Below are 22,009 nucleotides of genomic sequence, written 5' to 3'. Positions count from 1 at the left end.
CATGTTCACGCTCTCCGAGGACCAGATCGCCATCCGCGACATGGCGCGCGACTTCGCCAACGAGCAGATCGCGCCCTATGCCGTCGAGTGGGACGAGACGAAGCATTTCCCCGTCCAGACCCTGCGCGCTGCGGCGGCGCTCGGCATGGGCGGCATCTATGTGCGGGAGGACGTGGGCGGCTCCGGCCTCTCGCGGCTCGATGCGGCGCTCATCTTCGAGCAGCTCGCCACCGGCTGCCCCGGCACCTCCGCCTACCTGTCCATCCACAACATGTCGACCTGGATGATCGACCGCTTCGGCGACGACGCGCAGCGCCACAGGTGGGTGCCGCGCCTCGCCGCCATGGCGCATTTCGCCTCCTACTGCCTCACCGAGCCGGGGGCGGGATCGGACGCGGCGGCGCTGAAGACGAAGGCGGTGCGCCACGGCGATCATTACATCGTCGACGGGCAGAAGCAGTTCATCTCCGGCGCCGGCTCCTCCGACATCTATGTGGTGATGGTGCGCACCGGCGGGGACGGGCCGAAGGGCATCTCCACCCTCGTCATCGAGGCGGGGACGCCGGGCCTCTCCTTCGGCGCCAACGAGCGCAAGATGGGCTGGAACGTGCAGCCCACCCGCACCGTCACCTTCGAGGGCGTGCGCGTGCCGGTGGAGAACCGGCTGGGGGAAGAGGGCGAGGGCTTCAGGATCGCCATGGCCGGGCTGGACGGCGGGCGGCTCAACATCGGCGCCTGCTCGCTCGGCGGGGCGCAGGCCGCGCTGGAGAAGACCCTTGCCTACATGCGTGAGCGCAAGGCCTTCGGGAAGCGGCTCGACGAGTTCCAGGCGCTGCAGTTCCGCCTCGCCGACATGGCCACCGAGCTGGAGGCCGCGCGCACCTTCCTGTGGCGGGCCGCCTCCGCGCTGGACGCCAAGGCGCCCGATGCCACCCAGCTGTGCGCCATGGCCAAGCGCATCGCCACCGACCGCGGCTTCGAGGTGGCGAACGACGCCCTCCAGCTCCACGGCGGCTACGGCTACCTCGCCGACTACGGCATCGAGAAGATCGTCCGCGACCTGCGGGTCCACCAGATCCTCGAAGGCACCAACGAGATCATGCGGCTTATCGTTTCCCGCGCGCTGATCGCGCAGGGGAACTGAGGCGAAGGCGCGGAGACATCCGGCCGGACGTCATCCCCCGCCTCGTGCCGGGGATCCACCCTGCGGCGGGGCCGGCGCCTTCCGCCTGAAACGCGGACGGGCGGCCAAGCGGATGCCCCGGACGGGCCGGGGCATGACGGAGCCGGCAAGAGCGGCGAGTTGAAAGAGCAGAAGGCCCCGACAGCCTCCCAGGAGCGGTTTTCGCCCAAAGGAGCGCGGGACGAAATCCGGGAAGGAACCATCATGGCCACCATCGCATTCATCGGCCTCGGCAACATGGGCGGGCCCATGGCCGGCAACCTCGTGAAGGCCGGTCACACCGTGCTCGGCTTCGACCTCGCCCCGGCGGCGCTGGAGGGCGCGAAGGCGCGCGGCGTGGCGCTGGCCGAAAGCGCCCGGGCGGCGGTGGCCGCGGCGGACATGGTGATCACCATGCTGCCCTCCGGCAAGCATGTGGTGGGCGCCACCAACGGGCCGGACGGCCTGTTCGCGGCGGCCAAGCCCAGCACCCTGTTCATCGATTCCTCCACCATCGACGTGGCCTCCGCCCGCGCCTTCCACGAGGCGGCCAAGGCGGCGGGACACGCGAGCGTGGACGCTCCGGTCTCCGGCGGCGTCGGCGGCGCCGAGGGCGCGACCCTGACCTTCATGGTGGGCGGCACGGACGAGGCCTTCGGCGCGGCCAAGCCCATCCTGGAGCTGATGGGCCGGAAGATCGTGCATTGCGGCGGCGCGGGGGCCGGTCAGGCGGCGAAGATCTGCAACAACATGATCCTCGGCATCTCCATGATCGCCGTGTCCGAAGCCTTCGTGCTGGGCGAGAAGCTCGGCCTCTCCCACCAGGCGCTGTTCGACGTGGCCTCCACCTCGTCGGGCCAGTGCTGGTCGCTCACCACCTATTGTCCGGTCCCGGGGCCGGTGCCCGCCAGCCCCGCCAACCGCGCCTACCAGCCGGGCTTCGCCGCCGCCCTGATGCTCAAGGACCTGAAGCTGTCGCAGGAGGCGGCAGACGTCTCCGGCGCCGCCACCGCGCTGGGCGCGGCCGCCACCGCCCTCTACACGGCGTTTGCCGGCGAGGGGAACGAGGGCAAGGACTTCTCCGGCATCATCGAGTGGATCCGCACCCGGGCGGACGAGACCTGAGGGCCGCAGCCCCGCTCCTCGCCCGCCGCCCGCCGGGCTGGACCAAAGGCCCCTGAGCCTGTCTCACGGGCCTTTGGCAGAGGGCGCGGCGCCAGGAGGCTCCGGGCCCCTCAGCGCGCCGGCAGGAGGGGCGGCAGGCCGTGTGCGTTCGGCTCCCGCTGGGACGGCTGCACCCACCAGAAGAGCAGCACGAAGACGCCGAGGGGGATGAAGGCGATCAGCAGCCACCAGCCGGAGCGCCCCACGTCGTGCAGGCGCCGCACCGCCACCGCCAGCGACGGCAGGATGAGGGCAAGGTGGACGACGCCCGACAGCCAGTTGGGGAAAGCATAGACATAGAAGCCGTGCATGGAGGACATGCCCGGCCCCATGGCCACCTCCCGCACCGAGCCGGCGAAGAGGAGCCCACCCAGGAAGACGGCGGCCACTTCCACCACGAGGGTGAACACCCAGAACCACCAGAACTCGCTGCGGGGCGCGCGGCCGGTGAAGGTCGCGTACTGGGACAGGCAGCTTCGGACTGCGGCGGTGAATGTCATGGCCCCTCCTCGCGGCGCGGGATGCCCCCGGCGCATCGGTCTCCATATACCGGAACGCAGGTCACGGTGCCATGGCGAGCGGATTCGCCGAATCTCGCCTCGAAGCCGGGGAAGCCCTGCGCCTGAAGGTGTCGATGCCGCTGAATGTCTGGAAGGTTGGGTGGTAGCAGCGGGCGGACTTGAACCGCCGACCTCCGGGTTATGAATCCGGCGCTCTCACCAACTGAGCTACGCTGCCAAGTCGAACGCCAGGGCGTCGAGAGACGCGCATATAGTCGCGGCGCCTCGCGGGTGTCAAGAAAGCGGAGCGGTCCTCAGGCCGCCTTCTTCTTGATGCGCACCAGCTTGAAGAAGCCGATGGGGAAGACCGGGGATATCTCGATCACCTCCATGTCGGGATAGCGGGCCGCCCAGTTGCGCAGGCGCGAGGCCTTGAAAGCGATGCTCCAGCCCACTTTCTTCACCAGCGGCGCCAGCGCCGCCTCGATGTGCATGGCGGCGCCCTCGTCCGCGCCGAGCTTGGAGGCGATGACAATCTCTCCCCCCGGCTTCAGCACGCGGTACATTTCATCCAGCGCGCCTTCCGGGTCGGGCACGAGGGTGATGACGAAGGGGACGGTGACGGCGTTGAAGCTCTGGTCGGCAAAGCCCAGGTGGCAGGCGTCCATGGCGGCGAGGAGGCCCACCTGGGAAAGATCGCGCTCCACCTTCTTTTCCACCGCTTTCTGAAGCATGTGGAAGGAGAGGTCGATGCCGGTGACGTTGGAGCCGGCAGGGTAATAGGGCAGCACCAGCCCGGTGCCGACACCCACTTCCAGGATGTTCGGGCCACAGGCGGCGGCGGCCCGGGCGGCCTTGCGCTGGGCGTCCGCCAGCAGCTTCACATAGACCTTGTCATAGATGGGCGCCCACTTGGCATAGGCGCGCTTCTGGCCTTCGAGATCGTACTGGACCGCCATCGTCAGTCACTCCCGCCCGGACCCTGAGGCCTCAGGCCACCTCGGCGACGTTCTTCGCCACCCGTTCCGCTTTCAGGATCGTGCCGCCGCCCAGGAGGCGCGCGCCCGCGTCCGGCCCATCGTAGAGCACGCAGGCCTGCCCCGGCGCAACGCCTTCCTCGCCGGCGGCGAGGTGGACGGCGGGCGTTCCGTCCGCCGCGCGGCCGAGCCGGCCGGGCACGGGCGGACGGGTGGAGCGCACCTTGGCGTGGACCTCGGTCTCCCGCGCCAGCGCCTCGGCGAACGGCATGTCGCCCAGCCAGTTCACGTCGGCGATGGAGATGGCATGCACCGCCAGCGCCTCCCGCGGGCCGACGCGCAGCTCCCGCCGCGCCGCATCGATGGCGATGACATAGAGCGGCTCGGGCGTGGCGATGCCCAGGCCCTTCCTCTGGCCGATGGTGTAGTGCATCACGCCGCGGTGACGCCCCAGCAGCCGGCCGTCGAGATGGACGATGTCCCCCGGCTCCGCCGCTTCGGGCCGAAGGCGCTTCACCACCTCGGCATAGTCGCCGCCGGGCACGAAGCAGATGTCCTGGCTGTCCGGCTTGTCGGCCACCGGCAGGCCGAACCGGTTGGCGAGCGCGCGCACGTCCGCCTTCTTCAGCTCCCCAAGCGGGAAGCGCAGGCGGGAGAGCTGCTCGGCGGTGGTGGCATAGAGGAAATAGCTCTGGTCCCGCGCCTCCTCCGCCGCCCGGAAAAGGGCGCGGCGGCCGTCCGGAAGGGCGCGGCTCGCCACATAATGCCCGGTGGCGAGGATGCCGGCGCCGAGGTCGCCGGCGGTGGCGAGCAGGTCGCGGAACTTGACGGTGCGGTTGCAGTCCACGCAGGGAATGGGGGTGATGCCGGCTGCATAGCTCGCGGCGAAGCGGTCGATCACCTCTTCCTGGAAGCGGCTCTCGTAATCCAGCACGTAGTGGGGGATCCCCAGGGTGCGGGCGACCTCGCTGGCGTCGTAGATGTCCTGCCCGGCGCAGCAGGCGCCGCGGCGATGGGCCGCCTCCCCATGGTCGTAGAGCTGGAGGGTGACGCCCACCACGTCATAGCCTGCACGCGCATAAAGGCCTGCCACCACGGACGAATCCACCCCGCCCGACATGGCCACCACCACGCGGGTGGAGGCGGGGTCGCCGTCGATGTCGAGGAGGGGAAGGTCGGTCATGGTCTGGCGGTCTTTACCCGGCTGGGGTGGCGGAAGGTTAGGCCGCGCGCGCCGGAGGTGCAAATGGCTCGCATCCTTCTGGCCATGGAGCAAGGCGAAAGAAGGGCTGATGCCAAAGGCCGGGGCGCTTGGCACGCTGGTCTTCGGCCGAGCGAAGACCAGGGCCGATGGACCAGGCGGGCCTGCGCCCGCGGCGTCTCAGCCCCGTGCGGCCCGGCGGGCGGGCTCCTCGTCCTCCGCCGGCCCCTCGAACACGCTCACCAGGGCCCGCCGGATGGCGGACTGGCGGGCCGCGCCGGTGATCTTCGCGCCCATGAGGTCGGTCACGTAGAACACGTCCACCGCCCGCTCGCCGAACGTGGCGACGTGGGCCGAGGCGATGTTGAGGTTGAGCCGCGACAGGGTATTGGTGAGGGCGAACAGCAGGCCCGGCCGGTCGAGGCCCGACACCTCCACCACGGTGTGGCGGTTGGACCAGGCGTTGTTCACCGTCACCTCGGGCTCCACCGTGAAGGTGCGGCGGCCCTTGGGCAGCTTCTTGGCCATCACCTCCGGCAGGCGCACCTCGCCGGTGAGGGCCTGCTCCACCGCCTTCTGGATCCGCTCGGCCCGGCGCAGCTCGTCCGCGTCATGGTCGAAGGCGCGGCGCAGGGCGATGGTGTCGAGGGCGAGGCCGTCCGTGGTGGTCGAGATGTGGGCGTCCACGATGTTGGCGCCCGCCGCCGCGCAGGCCCCGGCGATGATGGACAGGAGCTTGGGGTGGTCCGGCGCCAGCACCGTGAGGGTGGTGATGCCGCGGCCCGGCTCCAGCGCCGCATGGGTGGCGATGGAGCGGCCGGCCGTCTCCGCCGCGTCCACGAAGCGGGCGTGGCGCAGCTTGGTGTCGAGGTCCACGCGCAGCCAGTAGGGCGGGTAGTGGCGCGCCACGTAGGTGGCGACCTTCTCGTCCGACCAGTCGGACAGCGCCGCGCGGAACTGGCTCTGGGCGGCCGCGACGCGCTTGCCCCGGTCCACCTCGGAGAAGCCGCCGGTGAGCACCGGCTCGGTCTCGTAATAGAGCGTCTTCAGCAGCTGCGCCTTCCAGCCGTTCCAGGTGCCCGGCCCCACCGCCTTGATGTCCGCCGTGGTGATGATGGTGAGCAGCTTCATGCGCTCCAGGTTCTGCACCACGGAGGCGAAGTTCTCGATGGTCTTGCGGTCGGAGAGATCGCGCGACTGGGCCACCTGCGACATGACGAGGTGCTGCTCAACCAGCCAGGCCACCGTCTCCGTCTCCACCGGGGAGAGGCCGAAGCGCGGGCACAGGCGCCGGGCGATGCGGGCGCCCGCCACCGAATGGTCCTCCGGCCGGCCCTTGGCGATGTCGTGGAGGAGGAGGGCCACATAGAGCAGGCTGCGGTTCTTCACCGTGCCCATCAGGTCGTTGGCGAGCCCGTTCTCCGGGTTCACCTTCCGCTCGATCTCCGAGAGCACGCCGATGCAGCGCAGGAGATGCTCGTCCACCGTGTAGTGGTGGTACATATTGAACTGCATCATGGCCACGACCTTGCCGAACTCCGGCAGGAAGCGGCCGAGCACGCCGACCTCGTTCATGCGCCGCAGAACGGTCTCGGGCGCATTCTTCGAGGTGACGACCTCCAGGAACAGGCGGTTCGCTTCCGGATTCTCGCGCACGCCGGCGTCGATGAGCGGCAGCGAGCGGGCGGCGAGCTGCATGGCATCGGGATGGAGCGCCAGGTTGCGCTTGTCCGCCACCTGGAAGATGCGGATGAGGTTCACCGGATCGCGGCTGAACGCCTCGGCGTCCGCCACGTTCAGGCGGTCATGGTCGAGGATGAAGTCGGGCGTGTCCTTCAGGGTGATGCGGCGCGAGCCGGCGCGGAACCGCTCCACCATGCCCTTGAGGCCGGGCACCGGCTTCTCGTGGCGCTCCTCCAGCGCGGCGGACAGGATGGCCGTGAGGTCACCCACATCCTTCGCCACGAGGAAATAGTGCTTCATGAAGCGTTCCACGTCCTTCTGGCCGGGATGCTCCGTGTAGCCGAGGCGCAGGGCCATCTCCCGCTGCACATCGAAGGAGAGGCGGTCCTCGGCGCGGCCGGTGAGGAAATGCAGGTGGCAGCGCACCGACCAGAGGAAGTCCTCGCAGCGCGTGAACAGCCGCGCTTCCTCGCGGGTGAACACGCCCTTGGCCACCAGCTGGCTCGTGGTCTGCACCCGGTAGACGTACTTGGCGATCCAGAACAGGGTGTGCAGGTCGCGGAGGCCGCCCTTGCTTTCCTTCACGTTGGGCTCGACCAGGTAGCGCGACTGGCCGGAGCGGCGCAGCCGCTCCTCCCGCTCAGCCATCTTGGCGGCCACGAACTCCGCGCCGGTGCCCTCCACCACTTCCGCGTCGAAGCGCTTCTCCAGGTCCTCGAACAGGGCCTTGTCGCCGACGATGTAGCGCGCCTCGAGGATGGAGGTGCGGATGGTGAAGTCGGCACGGGCCTGGCGCAGGCATTCCTCCACCGAGCGGGTGGCGTGGCCCACCTTCAGGCCCAGGTCCCAGAGGATGTAGAGCATGGCCTCCGCCACGCTCTCGCCCCAGGCGGTCTGCTTGTAGGGCAGGAGGAACAGGATGTCCGTGTCCGAGCCCGGCGCCATCATGCCGCGGCCGTAGCCGCCGACTGCCGCCACCGCCATGCGCTCGGAGCGGGAGGGATTGTCCACCGGATAGAGGAACGTGGTCGCCACCTCGTAGGCGGAGGTGATGACCGCGTCCTGCAAGGCGGAGAGGCGCATGGCGCAGCAGCGCCCGCAGCCGTCCTCCCGCAGGAGGCGCTCGGCCTCGGCCCGGCCGTCCTGCATGGACTTCTTGAGGCGGGCGACCACGGCATTGCGCAGCTCGAGGTCGCGGCCCTTGTGGGCATTGGCGATCTCGCGGATCTCCGCCTTGAGCTTCTGACCTTCGAAGGGTTCGCCGATGACGCGGTGGGCTTTGGGGGTACGGATGCTGCTCATGCTCGGCGATCTGGAGGGCCCGCGAGAAAAGGACAGACTGGATATTTACCGCAATCGACCGCCCGCCGCGAGCGGCGTATGTGGTCCTCGCCCATCAAAGCGCCCATCTTGCAGGGGAAGGTCATGCGCTGACGCAGGGGCATGCTTTGCGGCGGCGCGAGCGGCGGCGGAAGGAGATCGGCATGGGCACGGCGGGGCAAGCGCGCGGAGTGGTGCGGTTCCTGACGGCTGCGGCTCTTGTGGCCATGGCCATGGGGCCGGGTGCGGCCGGCGCGGCCCAGCCGGGCACGGTGAACGGGCTTTCGCCAGCCCCGGCGGTGCGTCCTTCTCCCCGACCGACGGTGAAGCCGGCTCCCACGGTGCGCCCGGCGCCGTCCGTTCGGCCTGCCGTGGTGCCTTCCGTCTCCCCCCGCCCTGTGGCGACACCTCGCCCCTTGGTCACGCCCCGGCTCCAGCCGGCTCGGCCTCCCGCAACGGTGCGTGACGCCCCGTCCACCGGCGCCAAGGCGGCGCGGGAGACCGCGACCGGGGCTGCGAAGAAGCCCGGCCGGCAGCCCGTGCCTCCCCCCGACAACACGCCGATCGTGTCCAATTCCCCGGTGATCCTCCAGCCACCCCAGACCTCCTGGGGTGCCGGCGGGCCAGTGGCGGCGGGGGCCGCCCTTGGCTCCATGCCGGCCGGGCTCGCCGTCTCTGTCGCGGGCCCGCCGCCGGCCAACGGCATGTGCTGGTACTACAAGACGCCGGACCGCAAGGTGGGCTTCTGGGACAAGTGCAGCTAAGGCTGGGGCCCCTTAACGCCCGGCCCGGTCTCCTGCCGATGCCGAACACGCTTCGCTCCCGGCGCCTTGCCGGCGACACCCTTGGCCCGGAGGCGTGCTTTTCACCCATTGGCATGATGGGGTCGGCTGCCCCCGCCGACCGACTTCCGGTCCCGGCCTGTCCGCTGCATGGTCGCAAACGCGGCCATCCTTAACCGAATCCTTATTGCGCAGGGCTTACCTTCAGCGAGCCGCGCTGCTCTTCCGCCCCAATTTGATGGTGGAAGGGATGGCATACGGCACAGGCGAGAACGACGGGTTTGTGGATGGCGGCACGCGGACGCAGCGACGGTACGAGGCAGGAGCCGCTTCTGGAGCGGCCTGAATCCCTGTTCGACATCCGCCTCGATCCCCGCGATCGCGCTGCCGGCGCCCCGCCGCCGGTGGAGCCTCCCCGTCGTGCGGCCAGATCGAAGACCCCTCCCGCCAAGGTCGCGCCGGCCAAGGCCTCGCCGCCCGAGCCGCGGCGCGGCGAGCCTTCCGGGCGCGGTCGCAGGGAGCGCCGCCGGCGCGGGCCGTTGCTGTTCCGTCTCATCAAATGGGGCTTCATCCTGGGCATCTGGGGCGTGCTGGCGATCGCGGGCGTCATCGCCTACGAGGCGTCCAAGCTGCCGCCCATGCAGACGCTGATGATCCCCAAGCGCCCGCCGACCGTCATCGTGCAGGCGGCGGACGGCAAAACGCTCGCCAGCCGCGGCGACATGGGCGGGGTAGCGGTGCCCATAAGGGAATTGCCGCCCTATCTGCCCAAGGCGTTCGTCGCCATCGAGGACCAGCGCTTCTACAGCCATTTCGGCCTGGACCCGGAAGGCCTCGCGCGCGCCCTCGTGACCAATCTCACCTCCCGGCGCCTGCGGCAGGGCGGCTCGACGCTGACCCAGCAGCTGGCCAAGAACCTGTTCCTGACGCAGGAGCGCACCGCCTCGCGCAAGATCCAGGAACTGGTGCTGGCCCTGTGGCTGGAGCACAAGTTCAGCAAGGACGAACTGCTCGACCTCTATCTCAATCGTGTCTATTTCGGCGCCGGCGCCTATGGCGTCGAGGCGGCGGCGCAGCGCTACTTCGGCAAGTCCGCCCGCCAGGTGACGCTGGCCGAGGCGGCCATGCTCGCCGGCCTCGTCAACTCGCCTTCGCGCCTTGCGCCCACGCGCAACCTGAGGGGCGCGCAGGCCCGCGCCGCCCTTGTCATCGCCGCCATGCGCCAGCAGGGGATGATCACCCAGGACATGGCCAGCGCCGCTTTGGCCCGGCCGGGCCAGCTCTCGCGCGCCGGCATGCCGGATTCCTCGGGCTACGTGGCCGACTGGGTGATGGATCAGCTGGATACCTACGTGGGCGAGCTGCCGGGCGACGTGGTGGTGCGCACCACCATCGAGCCGAACCTGCAGCAGGCGGCGGAGCGGGCGCTGGAGGACACGCTGGCGAAGTCCGGCGCCAAATACGGCGTGGGGCAGGGGGCGGTGGTCTCCCTCGACACCGACGGCGCGGTGAAGGCGCTGGTGGGCGGCCGATCCTATGCGGACAGCCAGTACAACCGCGCGGTGACGGCCCGGCGGCAGCCGGGCTCCGCCTTCAAGCCCTTCATCTACCTCACCGCGCTGGAGCATGGCCTCACCCCCGACACGGTGCGGGAGGACGGGCCCATCCAGCTGAAGGGCTGGCGGCCGGAGAACGCCTCCCACGACTATCGCGGCCCGGTGACGCTCACCACAGCCCTCTCCCTGTCGCTCAACACCGTGTCCGTGCGCCTCGTGCTGGAGATGGGTCCGAAGGCGGTGGTGGCGACGGCGCATCGCCTCGGGGTGGCGTCCCCGCTCGATCCCAATCCTTCCATCGCCCTCGGCACGTCCGAGGTGTCCGTGCTGGAGCTGACCTCCGCTTATGTGCCCTTCGCCAACGGGGGCATCGGCGTTGTTCCCCACGTCATCGACAGCGTGAAAACCATGGACGGCAAGCCGCTCTACCAGCGCGCCGGCGATGGGCCGGGCCGGGTGGTGGCGCCCGAATATGTGGCGATGATGAACCGGATGATGACGGAGACGCTCTCCACCGGCACCGCCCGCCGCGCCGATCTTCCGGGTTGGCAGGCCGCCGGCAAGACCGGGACCTCGCAGGATTACCGTGACGCCTGGTTCGTGGGCTACACCTCGCGCTACGTTACGGCGGTGTGGCTCGGCAACGACGATTCCTCCCCCACCAAGAAGGCCTCCGGCGCCAACCTGCCCGTGGAGATCTGGTCCCGCTACATGAAGACGGCGCACCAGGGCGTGCCGGTGGCGGACCTGCCGGGCGGCCTGCGCACTGCCGGCTTCGGCGGCATCGGCTACAGCCCGCCGGGCGGCCTCTTCGCGCCGCCGGAGGGGGGACCGGACGACCGTCCGCCGGCCGTGGTGGGCCAGATGCCGGCGCCGCCCCAGCAGCAGGAGGAGCCCATGACCCTCGACCGCTGGTTCGTGCAGACTTTCCTCGGCGGCGGACAGCGCCGCTGAGGCCGCGTGGCTTGCGCCAGCCCGCACGCTCTAGGATAAGGCGCAGATGACCAACACCCGACCCGACGCCGCGACCGACGCCCCCGACCCCTTCCTGGAGGCCGGGCGGCTGCTGTTCGCCGGCGAGTGGAACTTCCTCTCCGCCGCCCCCACCATCGAGGTCCTGCCGCCCATGGAGGGGATGGAGATCGCGCTGGCGGGCCGCTCCAACGTGGGCAAGTCGTCCCTCGTGAACGCCCTCACGGGCCGCAAGGCGCTGGCGCGCACCTCGGTGACGCCGGGGCGGACGCAGGAGCTGATCTTCTTCCGGGTGGGGCCCGAGCTCAGCCTCGTGGACATGCCGGGCTACGGCTTCGCCAAGGCTCCGAAGGAGAAGGTCGACGCCTGGACGCGCACCATCAAGGCCTATCTGCGCGGGCGGGTGAATCTGGCGCGGGTGTTCGTGCTGATCGATTCCCGCCACGGCATCAAGCCGGTGGACGAGGAGATCCTGGACCTGCTGGACAAGGCGGCGGTGTCCTACGCCATCGTCCTCACCAAGACCGACCAGGTGAAGCCAACGGCGTTGCCGCATGTGATCGCCGCGGTGGAGGAGAAGATCCGCCGCCGGCCGGCGGCCTATCCGGTGGTCTTTCCCACCTCCAGCGAGACGGGCGCCGGCTTTCCGGAGCTGCGCGCGGCGGTGGCGCGGCTCCTCGCCGAGCAGGGGCTGGTCTGAGGCCTGCGGCGAGGCGCGCGCCCGGCGCGCAGGTGCGCCGCTGGCGACAAGGCCACGCCGGCCTTCAGGATGAGCTGTTCGGGGAACGGGGAGAGGTTCGTATCGGGCGCCCCCTGGGCCATGCGCCCGGAGCTTCAGAGCAGGACCCGATCAAATCGAATCCATTTGATCGGGGGAACCGCCCGCTAAACCTGAAGAAGGGGGCGCGGTGTCCGATCCGCTTGCGGCGCAATCTGGTCGGCGCTTGGTTCTCCGGCGTCCGTGGGCCGAACGGATGGCGCAATTCCCCGGCCGGCGGCTGCGCGCCGCCAGCATCTTGTCACGCTGCCGGCCGCGGGTCCGGGTGGGCCGCGCGAGACGCAGAAGCTGAGGATGGCAATGCCACCCCGGCGCTCAGCGGTCGTGCTCTTCCTGGATGAGAGCCTCGGTGGCGGCGATGGCGCCTTCGAGGTCGGAGAGCTTGCGCAGCGTGCCATCGGAGGGAAGGGTGGCCCCCTTGGCGGCGGTCAGCAGCAACTCGCGCTGCGCCGCCTTGAGACGTTCGAGGAGGCTGGAAAGGTCTGCCTCGGGCTGTTGCGCCATGTTGTTGTTCAACTCCACAAATGCAGAAGACAGGCGCGGTGAAGACCACGCCTGTCCAATTCAAGCCGGCCGCTTCGGGAGGAGACACCGCTCGGCTTCCGAGACCATGATCCAGGGACCATGGTCCGGAAACCGGTCGTCTCGATGCCGCGCGGTCCGGCCCGGCTGATTTCAGCTGGGCCGGTGGGCGCATCCCGTGGCGTTCAGGCGATGAGGCTCAGTCGGCGAGCTCGATGCCGCGGGCTTCCGGACCCTTGGGGCCCTGACCCACCTGCACCACCACGCGCTGGCCCTCGGCGAGGTCGCTGAGGCCGGAGCGGGAGATGACGGTGACGTGCACGAACACGTCCTTGCCGCCGCCTTCCACCGCGATGAAGCCGAAACCCTTGTCGGGGTTGTACCACTTCACCGTGCCGACGCGCTCTTCGGTCGGGCCGGTCGCGGCGCGGGGGCCGCCGGCACCGGCGCGGGGCGCACCGAAGCCGCCACCGCTGGGCCGGTCGCCGAAGCTGCTGCGGCGGGGAGGCGCGGCCTCGGCGGTCGAGGTGTCAACCTCGAGCACCTCGGTGACCTGCCGGCCCTTCTGGCCCTGGCCGACGCGCACCGACAGCTTGGAGCCGGGGGGCACGCTCTCCTGGCCGGCGGCTTCGAGCGCGCGGGCGTGGAGGAACACGTCACCCGAGCCGTCGGACAGCTCGACGAAGCCGAAGCCCTTCTCGGGGTTGAACCACTTCACGGTCGCCTCGATGGGCGGACCGGACGGGACGGGGGCACTGAAGCTGCTGCTCGGCGAAGAAAAAGGACGGTCCCCTCCGAAGCCGCGGTCACGCGGCGGCGCAAAGTCGTCGTCAAAGCCACGGCGGCGCGGCTCTCGGAAGTCTCGGTTACGGCTCATGTGTATTTCCGTTGAGGTCAGTCGCCAATTTTGGCTAGGGCCATCCACCACTGCCGGATGTTGATGCGTTTTTCCGTGCAGACTTTAAGATGCACGTTCCGGGCGTCTTGAAATACGCCTTCGCACAACAACGCTCGATCCAGCCACCCGCGTCTCGCCTCGCAGCCTATATGACAAAGCCGAAATGCATGCCCCTACCAATGGGCCCATGCCTCCGACCAACAAACAGACTAACACATCTCCCGGGCTTTGGTACATGAATGTTCAGCGACGGTTGCATCTCTGACTACCTCTCCGCGCGAGGGCTTCGGCAGCAGGCGGTGCTGGCTGGCGCACGCGGGCCGCGCCGGTGGGCCCGGCCATCGTGTCTGACGCCGGGATGAAGCGGGGGGCGCATTGAAGAAAAAGGAAAATCCAGTTCGGAAGAACTCCAGTTCTATTGGAGGTGCTCCGAGCTCTTCAGTCCTGAGCGACCGGAAAATGGTGCGGGACACCAGGCCCGATGCGCCGGGGAGAGGCCGATGAAAGAGCCGGCAGATACCGCCCGCGCCCATGGACATGCCCATGGCGCGGCTTCCTTCGATGGTCCGCCCCTCGTCATGCAGCCCTCGCCCGAGACGCTGGCGTTGCTGGAGCGTCGCCGTTCCCTGCCGCTGCGGGCTCTGCTCGCGCCGGGGCCGGTGCCGGAGGAGCTCGACCGCATGCTCGCCATCGCCGCACGGGTGCCCGATCACGGCCGTCTCGTGCCCTGGCGCTTCATCGTCTTGGAAGAGGCCGCGCGGGAGGTGGCGGGAGATCGGCTCGACGCCCTCTATGCCACGCAGAACCCGGGTCTTGCGTCGGAGAAGGCGCACATGTGGCGGGATTACCTGCTGCGGGCGCCGGTCACGGTGGTGGTGGTGAGCCGCGCCGACCCGGCCGCCAAGATCCCGGAGCTGAACCAGGTGCTGTCGGCAGGAGCTGCCTGCATGAACCTGATCCTCGCCGCGCACGCGCTCGGCTATAGCGCCCTGTGGCTGCTGAAATGGCCGGGACGGGACCCGGCCGCCGCGGCGCTGCTCGGGGTTGGGGAGGGGGAGAAGGTCGCCGGCTTCATCCATATCGGCCGGCCGGCGACGCAGGTCGAGGACCGTCCGCGACCGAAGATCGCCGACGTGGTCACGCGCTACACGCCCTGAGGATCTGCCGGCCGCTCAGATGGTGAGGGTCATCTCCACGGCATAGGCGCGGCGGAAATACTTCACCGTCACGTAGAGGGCGGCGAGGCTGAACAGCCCCATGAGCGCGTATTCGCCCGCATCGCCCAGGTTGAGCAGGCCGGCCAGCGCCCAGCCGGCGGCAATGGCGGTGGCGAACGATTCGGTCGCGATCAGTGTCGCCGCGCTGAGGACGGTGACGATGCTGCCGCGCCGTGCCGCGCCCGTCTTTGCCTGAACCGAACCCGCCATTGCCATCTCCCGCGCGCCGGTGCGCGCCATTTCCATGCCTCGCGGCGGTGATGCCGCGCCCCTGTGCCGACATCGCGTTCCGGCACTGGAGCCGGGGACCGCCGCTGCTCTATATGGTGGCGGAAACTGCGACGGGCGCGCCGCCGGGTCAAGCCTTGGCGGATTGGCCCTGTCGCGCGCCTCCCGAAGAGAGAGCCCCATGCTGCCTGCCCACGCCTATGAAAGCACCCATGCCGCGCGCGGCATCGTCGCGGCGCCGCATCACCTCGCGGCCGAGGCGGGGCGGGATGTTCTGGCGGAAGGCGGGAACGCCATCGAGGCCATGGTGGCGGCCGCGGCGACCATCGCCGTGGTCTATCCGCACATGAACCACGCGGGCGGCGACGGCTTCTGGCTCATCCGCGAGCCGTCCGGCAAGGTGCGTTATATCGAGGCGGCCGGCTTTGCCGGAGCGTTGGCCAGCATTCCCCGTTACCGTGACATGGGCTTCGACGCCATTCCCACCCGGGGCCCCTTCGCGGCGCTCACGGTGCCGGGGGCGGTGGGGGGCTGGCAAATGGCGCTGGAGGCCGCGAAGGCCGCCGGCGGGCGTATCTCGCTCGCCCGCCTGCTGGAGCCGGCCGTCCGCCATGCGCGGGAAGGCGTCGCTGTCTCCGCCTCGCAGGCGCGGCTGACGCAGGAGAAGAAGAAGGACCTGGAAGGCGCGCCCGGCTTCGCCGAGGCTTTCCTCGTGGACGGACGGGTGCCGGCCAGGGGCGCCCTCCAGCGGCAGGTGCGCCTCGCCGACACGCTGGAGCATCTCTCCCGCACCGGGCTCGACGACTTCTACCGCGGCGACGTGGGGCGGGAGATGGCGGCGGACCTGGAGGGCATCGGCAGCCCCGTCACCCGCGACGACCTCGCCCACTACAAGGCAGTGGCGCGCACGCCGTTGTCGCTGGCGCTGCCGCAGGCCCAGCTCTTCAACGCGCCGCCGCCCACCCAGGGCCTCGCCTCGCTCATGATCCTCGGCCTGTTCGGACGGCTGGGCGTGACCGAGGCGGAGAGCTTCGCCCATGTGCACGGGCTGATCGAGGCCACCAAGCGCGCCTTCCGGGTGCGTGACAAGGTGGTGTGCGACTACGACCAGGTGTCCGCCGATCTCGCCCGGATCCTCTCTCCGGCGACGCTCGATCCGCTGGCGGCGGAGATCGACATGCGCCGGGCCCTGCGCTGGCCGGAGGGCAAGCCCGGCGGCGACACGGTGTGGATGGGCGCCGCGGATGCCTCGGGGCTGGTGGTGTCCTACATCCAGTCCATCTTCTTCGAGTTCGGCTCGGGCTGCGTGCTGAAGAACACCGGCGTGCTGATGCAGAACCGGGGCGCGAGCTTCTCGCTCAATCCCTCCGCCCTCAATGCCCTGAAGCCCGGCCGCAGGCCGTTCCATACGCTGAACCCGGCCATGGCCGTGCTGCCGGACGGGCGGGTCGTCGCCTATGGCACCATGGGGGGCGAGGGGCAGCCGCAGACCCAGGCCGCGGTCTTCAGCCGCTACGCCTTGTTCGGGGTGCCGCTGGGAGAGGCGGTGGCGCGCCCCCGCTGGCTGCTGGGCCGCACCTGGGGCGACGTGGAGACGAACCTGAAGCTGGAATCGCGCTTCGACGAGGAGCTGGTGCAGCGCCTGGCGTCCGCCGGGCACGACCTGGTGGTCATTCCGGAGGCGTACAGCGACACGATGGGCCATGCGGGCGGTGTGGTGCTGCATCCGCGCGGCGGCATCGAGGGCGCGCATGATCCGCGCTCCGATGGTGGCGCCGCGGGGGTCTGACCGGAGGCCGCCCGGAGCCGGGCCGATTGAAGCAAAGCCGGCCACCCTCCGGGGAAGAGGGCAGCCGGCAGCTTCAGCTTGTGCTTTTCGGCTTGGGCTTTTCGGGCCGGTTCAGCGCTGGTCGCGCCGCTGGTCCCGTTGATGTTCGCTGCGCTGACCTCCCTGTTGCTGCTGGCCGCTCTTCTGGCCGGGCACCTGCGCCTGCTGCTGCTGGCCCTTGCCTTGGCCGGGCTGGTTCTTCTCGTGCTGGGTCTGGGGGTTCCGCTGATCCTGATCGCGTTCCGACATGATCGCTTCTCCACTTCAGCCCCACGCGCACAACGCGTTCGCTCCGGGCTGGTTCCGGAGGGTGGGGGAAAAACGGGAGGCGCAAACGAAAAGACCCGGCCGGAGCCGGGTCTTCGTGGCGTTTTTCGCGAGGAGCAAAGAGGTCTCAGGCGGCCTCGTCGGCCTCGATATCGGTGTCGAGGTCCGCTTCCTCGGCCGCCTTGGCGGCACCGCGGCGGGGGCCCTTGAGCAGGTTCTGCTCGATGAGCTTCACCGACTCGGTCTCCGTGATGTTCTGCACCGCGGACAACTCGCGGGCCATGCGGTCGAGCGCGGCCTCGTAGAGCTGGCGCTCGGAGTAGGACTGCTCCGGCTGGGCGTCGGACCGGTAAAGGTCACGCACCACCTCGGAGATGGCCACGAGATCACCAGAATTGATCTTGGCTTCGTATTCCTGCGCGCGGCGGCTCCACATGGTGCGCTTGATGCGGGCGCGGCCCTGCAGGGTCTCGAGCGACTTCTCGACGATATTGGTCTCGGAGAGCTTGCGCATGCCGACGGTGGCGATCTTGGAGAGGGGCACCCGCAGCGTCATCTTGTCTTTTTCGAACGAGATCACGAAGAGTTCGAGCTTGAAACCGGCGACTTCCTGCTCCTCGATGGCCATGATGCGGCCCACACCGTGGGAAGGGTAAACAATGTGCTCGCCCGTCTTGAAGCCGAGACGGGCCTGCGCGTTCTTCTTTGCCGACATGCTCTTGACCACTCCTGATCCGGCCCGGAGGCCGAACCTGCTGGTGCGCCGGCGGACCGGTCCGGTCACCGGGACGACGCGCACCTTTGTGCTGCGGACTTGGGTCGCGGCCGGAACGCCCGACAACCCGCTCTGCCAGTCGATGGCGATGTTCAGCCCCCGCGCCAAGCCGGTGATGCCGGCTGACACGCAAATTCTCGCCCCTCTGTTCCCGAGAATGCGCCACTCAGGGCGCGGTGCGGCTGGTGGTGGAAGCAATCGACTGTAAAGTCACGTATATCACAATTTTTGTCGGAATCAAAGCGCGCCGTGTCGCCAACCTTACCTTGGCGGATAATGGCGGCAACTTGCGGGTCCTTGCGGTCGCTGGGCTCGCCAGGATCGATGACAAATCCGCGACTCTCATATAAACATTTCTTTATATCCTTATTGCCTTTCGTCCCGCGGCCATGCTAGAGGGGCCGCAGAATTCGCGCCCCGTCCGGGCGGCCATTTCCAAGCGGAGCGATCCATGAGCAACGATTATGTGGTGAAGGACATCAACCTTGCCGACTGGGGGCGCAAGGAGCTGGACATCGCCGAGATCGAGATGCCGGGCCTGATGGCCACCCGCGCCGAGTATGGCGCCTCGCAGCCGCTCAAGGGCGCGCGCATCGCCGGCTCGCTGCACATGACCATCCAGACCGGCGTGCTGATCGAGACCCTGAAGGCGCTGGGCGCCGACGTGCGCTGGGCCTCCTGCAACATCTACTCCACCCAGGACCATGCCGCGGCCGCCATCGCCGCTGCCGGCACCCCGGTCTTCGCCGTGAAGGGCGAGACGCTGGAGGAGTATTGGGAGTACACCCACCGCATCTTCGAATGGGCGGACGGGGGCACCCCGAACATGATCCTGGACGACGGCGGTGACGCCACCCTGCTCGTCCACCTCGGCCTGCGCGCGGAGAATGGCGACACCGCCTTCCTCGACGGCGCCACCAACGAGGAGGAGGAAGTCCTCTTCGCCGCCATCAAGCGCCGCCTGAAGCACAAGCCCGGCTGGTACACCCTGCTCGCCAAGACCATCCAGGGCGTGACGGAAGAGACCACCACGGGCGTGCATCGCCTGTACGAGATGCAGAAGAAGGGCACGCTGCTGTGGCCCGCCATCAACGTCAACGACAGCGTCACCAAGTCGAAGTTCGACAATCTCTACGGCTGCCGTGAGTCGCTGGTGGACGGCATCCGCCGCGGCACGGACGTGATGATGGCCGGCAAGGTGGCCATGGTTGCGGGCTTCGGCGACGTGGGCAAGGGCTCCGCCGCCTCGCTGCGTAATGCGGGCTGCCGTGTGATGGTCTCGGAAGTCGATCCCATCTGCGCCCTGCAGGCGGCGATGGAAGGCTATGAGGTCACCACGATGGAGGACGCGGCCGCCCGCGCCGACATCTTCGTGACGGCGACCGGCAACCTGGACGTCATCACGGTGGACCACATGCGGCACATGAAGGACCGCGCCATCGTCTGCAACATCGGCCACTTCGACAGCGAGATCCAGGTCGCCGCGCTGAAGAACTTCAAGTGGCACAATGTGAAGCCGCAGGTGGACGAGGTGGAGTTCCCCGACGGCAAGCGCATCATCCTGCTGTCGGAAGGTCGCCTCGTGAACCTCGGCAACGCCACCGGCCACCCGAGCTTCGTGATGAGCGCCTCCTTCACCAACCAGACGCTGGCGCAGATCGAGCTGTTCACCAAGCCGGGCGTGTACGACAAGAAGGTCTACACCCTGCCCAAGCACCTCGACGAGAAGGTGGCCTCGCTGCATCTCGACAAGATTGGCGTGAAGCTCACCAAGCTCTCCGACCAGCAGTCCGCCTACATCGGCGTGCCGCAGAAGGGGCCCTTCAAGCCCGAGCACTACCGCTACTGAGCGCCGCGCCCGGCCCCCGGCCGCCCGCCGCAGCATCAGCCACGAAACGCCGGCCCAAGGGCCGGCGTTTTTATTTTCGGGCGGGCATGCGGGGTTTTCCGCAGCGCATTGTCTTCCCTCGCGAACAGAGCTAGGTGTTGACGGCACCCGCGGATTGCGGGGTGAGCCGGATGCCCTCCGGGCGTGGCGCTTCAGGCGCTAAGATGGGGGGAAGACGGTTCTCTTCGATGGGCGATACCTTCGGGGGTTGGCCGTTCCGGCTCCCTCGGCAAGGGCATCGCGCTCGTGGCGGGGGCTTGGCCTTGAACGGTTTCGTGCGACGGTCGCGAGGCGTGACAGTGTGCGCAGCAGGGCGGTCAGCGTTCCGCCGGGCGCGCGGGATCCGCCGCTCCCCAGAAGCGCAGTCGCTCCTGCGCTGAGGCAGCTGCCCTAAATGGCCATGAGCTTCTCCAGCGATCGTACGCGCCTCATGCCGTTCGCGGCAGAGATCGGCGCCCTCGGCGTCGTGTTCGGCGACATCGGCACGAGCCCCCTCTACGCCCTCAAGCAGGGCGTCCTGGCGGTGGGGGGCACCAATTTCCTCGGCTCGGACGTGCTGGGCCTTTTGTCCCTCATCACCTGGAGCATCATCCTTTCCGTCACGGTGAAATACGTGATGCTGGTGCTCCGGGCCGACAACGATGGCGAAGGCGGCATCCTCGCCCTCGTCACCCTGCTCGATCTGCATCGCAGCGCCCTGGGGGTGCGGTGGTATCTTCTCGGGGCCGGCTTGCTCGGCGCGGCCATGCTCATCGGCGACGGCGTGCTCACGCCGGCCATGTCGGTGCTGTCCGCCATCGAGGGCCTGCAGGTCATCGCGCCGCAGCTGGAGCATTGGGTGGTGGCGCTCACCGTGCTGGTGCTTGCCGCCGTCTTCCTCTCGCAGCGGCTGGGGACCGAGCGCATCGCCGCCTTCTACGGGCCGGTGATGCTGCTGTGGTTCTTCGCCCTCGGGGCGTTCGGCGTCTACGGCATTCTCCAGGCGCCGCAGGTGCTCGCCGGGCTCGATCCCCGGCAGGGCATCCGGCTGATGCTGGAGCATCCGGGTCTTGCCGGCGTCATCCTCGGCGCCTGCTTCCTGGCCGTCACCGGCGGCGAGGCGCTTTATGCGGACCTCGGCCATTTCGGCCGTCCGGTGATCGCCCGCGCCTGGATGTTCGTGGCCATGCCGGCGCTTCTGCTCAATTATTTCGGCCAGGGCGCGGTCCTGCTGGTGGATCCGAACGCGGTGCGCAACCCGTTCTACGACCTCTGCCCCGACATGTTCGACGTGCCCATGCTGTTTCTGGCGACAGCGGCGACCGTGATCGCCTCGCAATCCATCATCACCGGCGTGTTCTCGCTGGCGAAGCAGGCCATCGAGCTCGGCTATCTGCCGCCCATGCGCATCCGCTACACGTCGGAGCACAACGAGCAGCATATCTATGTGGGCCGCCTCAACTGGCTGCTCATGATCGCCTGCATCGCCGTGGTGCTGGGCTTCGAGGCGTCCGACCGGCTGGCCTCGGCCTATGGTATCGCGGTGGCGTTCGCCATGGTCACCACCTCGGTGCTGTTCATCGCCCAGGTGCACCGGGCCTGGGGCTGGCCGGCGCCGGCGGTGTGGGCCATGGCCACGGGCCTGCTGGCGCTGGACTTCTCCTTCGCCTCCTCCAACCTCACCAAGATCCATGACGGCGGCTGGCTGCCACTCACCATCGCCGGCGTGGTCATCTTCGTGATGGTCAGCTGGCGGCGCGGGCTGGAGGGCGTGGTGGCCCAGCAGAACCGCTTCACCGAGCCGCTCGACGGCTTCGTCGCCCGCAAGGACCGGACGAACGATGTCGAAAGTCCCCGCACCGCCATCTTTCTGTCGCGTGCGGGTGCGATGACCCCGGTCGCCCTCTCGCGCATGGCGGACCTGCTCAAGGTCCGGTTCGAGAAGGCCGTGATCGTTTCCGTGTGGATCGCCGCGCGGCCCCGCGTCTCGGTGGAGGACCGGGTGAAGGTGACGACCCTCAACGAGGGCTTCGTGCGGGTGGATCTGCGATTCGGCTACATGCAGCAGATCGACGTTCCCTCGGTGCTCGGCCCGGCGCTCAGCGCCCGCGGCATCGATCCGGATGCGGCCATCTATGTGATCGGCCACGAGCGGATCATCCCGCCCGACGAGGTGACGCGGGTGCGGGACGTGGTGGCCCACGTCTTCGCCTTCCTCGCCCGCAATGCGGAGCGCTCGGTGGACCGGTTCGGCCTGCCCAGGGCCCGCACGGTCGAGATCGGCTATCCGGTGAAGCTCTAAGGGCCGCCGG

The 22,009-nt window shown here is 69.1% G+C and carries 18 protein-coding genes and 1 tRNA gene; 9 read left to right on the top strand and 10 right to left on the bottom strand.

Annotated features, from left to right (window positions below; translation table 11 throughout):
• The first annotated feature begins 1 nt into the window (after position 1).
• On the top strand, positions 2 to 1,144 hold the full coding sequence (locus V5F59_RS20760; RefSeq protein WP_393982693.1) for an isobutyryl-CoA dehydrogenase: 1,143 nt from the start codon (positions 2 to 4) through the stop codon (positions 1,142 to 1,144).
• A 243-nt stretch (positions 1,145 to 1,387) separates the two neighbouring features.
• The gene (gene mmsB / locus V5F59_RS20755; RefSeq protein WP_393982692.1) at positions 1,388 to 2,287 is read left to right on the top strand and encodes a 3-hydroxyisobutyrate dehydrogenase; all 900 of its coding nucleotides are present in this window, start codon (positions 1,388 to 1,390) and stop codon (positions 2,285 to 2,287) included.
• Positions 2,288 to 2,397: 110 nt separating this feature from the next.
• Here the strand turns inward: mmsB and V5F59_RS20750 are convergent, their stop codons facing one another.
• The 5 genes from V5F59_RS20750 to V5F59_RS20730 form a co-directional block, all read right to left on the bottom strand.
• Positions 2,398 to 2,826, bottom strand: coding sequence for a DUF805 domain-containing protein (locus tag V5F59_RS20750; RefSeq protein ID WP_393982691.1), 429 nt, complete (start codon positions 2,824 to 2,826; stop codon positions 2,398 to 2,400).
• Positions 2,827 to 2,987: 161 nt separating this feature from the next.
• Positions 2,988 to 3,064 (bottom strand) — tRNA-Met (locus V5F59_RS20745).
• Positions 3,065 to 3,140: 76 nt separating this feature from the next.
• A complete protein-coding gene (locus V5F59_RS20740) occupies positions 3,141 to 3,785 on the bottom strand; it encodes a class I SAM-dependent methyltransferase (RefSeq protein ID WP_393982690.1) in 645 nt (214 codons plus the stop codon).
• 31 nt (positions 3,786 to 3,816) lie between these two features.
• On the bottom strand, positions 3,817 to 4,986 hold the full coding sequence (gene mnmA / locus V5F59_RS20735) for a tRNA 2-thiouridine(34) synthase MnmA (RefSeq protein ID WP_393982689.1): 1,170 nt from the start codon (positions 4,984 to 4,986) through the stop codon (positions 3,817 to 3,819).
• Positions 4,987 to 5,184: 198 nt separating this feature from the next.
• A complete protein-coding gene (locus V5F59_RS20730; protein WP_393982688.1) occupies positions 5,185 to 7,989 on the bottom strand; it encodes a [protein-PII] uridylyltransferase in 2,805 nt (934 codons plus the stop codon).
• Positions 7,990 to 8,465: 476 nt separating this feature from the next.
• Here V5F59_RS20730 and V5F59_RS20725 point away from each other — a divergent pair, with 476 nt between their 5' ends.
• The 3 genes from V5F59_RS20725 (at position 8,466) to yihA (ending at position 12,017) form a co-directional block, all read left to right on the top strand.
• Entirely contained in the window at positions 8,466 to 8,771 is a 306-nt protein-coding gene (locus tag V5F59_RS20725) for a hypothetical protein (RefSeq protein WP_393982687.1), read from the top strand.
• A 305-nt stretch (positions 8,772 to 9,076) separates the two neighbouring features.
• Positions 9,077 to 11,299: a transglycosylase domain-containing protein gene (locus V5F59_RS20720; RefSeq protein ID WP_393982686.1), complete on the top strand. Its 2,223-nt coding sequence runs from the start codon at positions 9,077 to 9,079 to the stop codon at positions 11,297 to 11,299.
• Between the two features lie 46 nt (positions 11,300 to 11,345).
• Positions 11,346 to 12,017, top strand: a complete 672-nt coding sequence (gene yihA / locus V5F59_RS20715) for a ribosome biogenesis GTP-binding protein YihA/YsxC (RefSeq protein WP_393982685.1) — start codon at positions 11,346 to 11,348, stop codon at positions 12,015 to 12,017.
• A gap of 393 nt (positions 12,018 to 12,410) precedes the next feature.
• On the opposite strand, the gene V5F59_RS20710 is transcribed toward yihA, so the two are convergent.
• Both V5F59_RS20710 and V5F59_RS20705 read right to left on the bottom strand, forming a co-directional pair.
• The gene (locus V5F59_RS20710) at positions 12,411 to 12,599 is read right to left on the bottom strand and encodes a hypothetical protein (protein WP_393982684.1); all 189 of its coding nucleotides are present in this window, start codon (positions 12,597 to 12,599) and stop codon (positions 12,411 to 12,413) included.
• A 217-nt stretch (positions 12,600 to 12,816) separates the two neighbouring features.
• Positions 12,817 to 13,335, bottom strand: coding sequence for a cold-shock protein (locus tag V5F59_RS20705; RefSeq protein ID WP_393982683.1), 519 nt, complete (start codon positions 13,333 to 13,335; stop codon positions 12,817 to 12,819).
• A 680-nt stretch (positions 13,336 to 14,015) separates the two neighbouring features.
• Here V5F59_RS20705 and V5F59_RS20700 point away from each other — a divergent pair.
• Entirely contained in the window at positions 14,016 to 14,672 is a 657-nt protein-coding gene (locus tag V5F59_RS20700) for a nitroreductase family protein (protein ID WP_393982682.1), read from the top strand.
• A 15-nt stretch (positions 14,673 to 14,687) separates the two neighbouring features.
• Here the strand turns inward: V5F59_RS20700 and V5F59_RS20695 are convergent, their stop codons facing one another.
• Positions 14,688 to 14,942 carry a hypothetical protein gene (locus V5F59_RS20695; RefSeq protein ID WP_393982681.1) on the bottom strand — a complete coding sequence of 85 codons (255 nt, stop codon included), beginning with the start codon at positions 14,940 to 14,942 and terminating at the stop codon, positions 14,688 to 14,690.
• A 199-nt stretch (positions 14,943 to 15,141) separates the two neighbouring features.
• Between V5F59_RS20695 and V5F59_RS20690 the strand changes: the two genes are divergently transcribed.
• Positions 15,142 to 16,749 carry a gamma-glutamyltransferase family protein gene (locus tag V5F59_RS20690; RefSeq protein WP_393982680.1) on the top strand — a complete coding sequence of 536 codons (1,608 nt, stop codon included), beginning with the start codon at positions 15,142 to 15,144 and terminating at the stop codon, positions 16,747 to 16,749.
• A 111-nt stretch (positions 16,750 to 16,860) separates the two neighbouring features.
• Here V5F59_RS20690 and V5F59_RS20685 read toward each other — a convergent pair whose 3' ends face one another.
• Positions 16,861 to 17,037 (bottom strand): hypothetical protein, encoded by a 177-nt coding sequence (locus V5F59_RS20685; protein WP_393982679.1) that lies wholly within the window; start codon positions 17,035 to 17,037, stop codon positions 16,861 to 16,863.
• Between the two features lie 145 nt (positions 17,038 to 17,182).
• The gene (locus V5F59_RS20680) at positions 17,183 to 17,770 is read right to left on the bottom strand and encodes a CarD family transcriptional regulator (RefSeq protein WP_393982718.1); all 588 of its coding nucleotides are present in this window, start codon (positions 17,768 to 17,770) and stop codon (positions 17,183 to 17,185) included.
• Positions 17,771 to 18,281: 511 nt separating this feature from the next.
• On the opposite strand from V5F59_RS20680, the gene ahcY reads away from it, so the two are divergent.
• Positions 18,282 to 19,679, top strand: a complete 1,398-nt coding sequence (gene ahcY, locus V5F59_RS20675; RefSeq protein WP_393982678.1) for an adenosylhomocysteinase — start codon at positions 18,282 to 18,284, stop codon at positions 19,677 to 19,679.
• Between the two features lie 469 nt (positions 19,680 to 20,148).
• Positions 20,149 to 21,999, top strand: coding sequence for a KUP/HAK/KT family potassium transporter (locus tag V5F59_RS20670; RefSeq protein ID WP_509211121.1), 1,851 nt, complete (start codon positions 20,149 to 20,151; stop codon positions 21,997 to 21,999).
• Positions 22,000 to 22,009 lie beyond the last annotated feature (10 nt).

It is taken from the genome of Xanthobacter nonsaccharivorans, assembly GCF_043194755.2.
Taxonomy (GTDB): domain Bacteria; phylum Pseudomonadota; class Alphaproteobacteria; order Rhizobiales; family Xanthobacteraceae; genus Xanthobacter; species Xanthobacter autotrophicus_G.
The sequence above is the reverse complement of the archived record's forward strand: the minus strand, read 5'-3'. Positions and strand labels throughout refer to the sequence as shown.